The sequence below is a fragment of the Psychrobacter sp. 1Y4 genome (assembly GCF_051847555.1).
The window spans coordinates 1-554 of sequence record NZ_JBPYDE010000986.1 but is presented as its reverse complement, the minus strand read 5'-3'; the positions used below and the strand labels follow the sequence as shown (position 1 = coordinate 554).

Annotated in this window: 1 protein-coding gene; it reads left to right on the top strand. The window is 48.9% G+C overall.

Going from position 1 to position 554, the window contains the following annotated elements; all coding sequences use genetic code 11:
* Nucleotides 1-88 precede the first annotated feature (88 nt).
* The coding region (locus ACS8FC_RS19990; protein ID WP_439298068.1) for a cytochrome ubiquinol oxidase subunit I at nucleotides 89-554 on the top strand (466 nt) is incomplete at its 3' end.

The following is a 554-nucleotide window of genomic DNA, read 5'->3' as shown; positions in this document are numbered from 1 at the left end:
ACAGTTACGGACAGTTACTTGAGCGTTGTACGGAAGCCAGCGCTATTCAGCTAACAGATGAGAGTAACCGTTTACGTTCGCTACGTTTATGATTGACCAGCTCGATGCGCTGACCCTCGCGCGCATCCAGTTCGCTTTTGTTGTCTCTTTTCATATCGTCTTTCCCGCTTTTTCTATTGGACTTGCCAGCTGGCTGACCGTACTTGAGTTTCGCTGGTTAAGAACAGGCAATCCTGTTTTTGCGGAAGTCTACAAACACTGGGTAAAAATATTTGCCGTGGTGTTTGGTATGGGTGTGGTCTCAGGGGTGGTAATGTCTTACCAGTTCGGGACCAACTGGGCAGTCTTTTCCGACAAGGCGGGTAACGTCTTAGGTCCACTACTCGCTTATGAAGTACTGACTGCATTTTTCTTAGAAGCCTCCTTTTTGGGTATCATGCTCTTTGGTTGGGGCCGCGTTAGTAAGCGCATGCACTTTGTCGCCACTGCAACCGTCGCTATCGGTACGTTGATCTCAGGATTTTGGATCTTGGCCGCCAACAGCTTCATGCAGA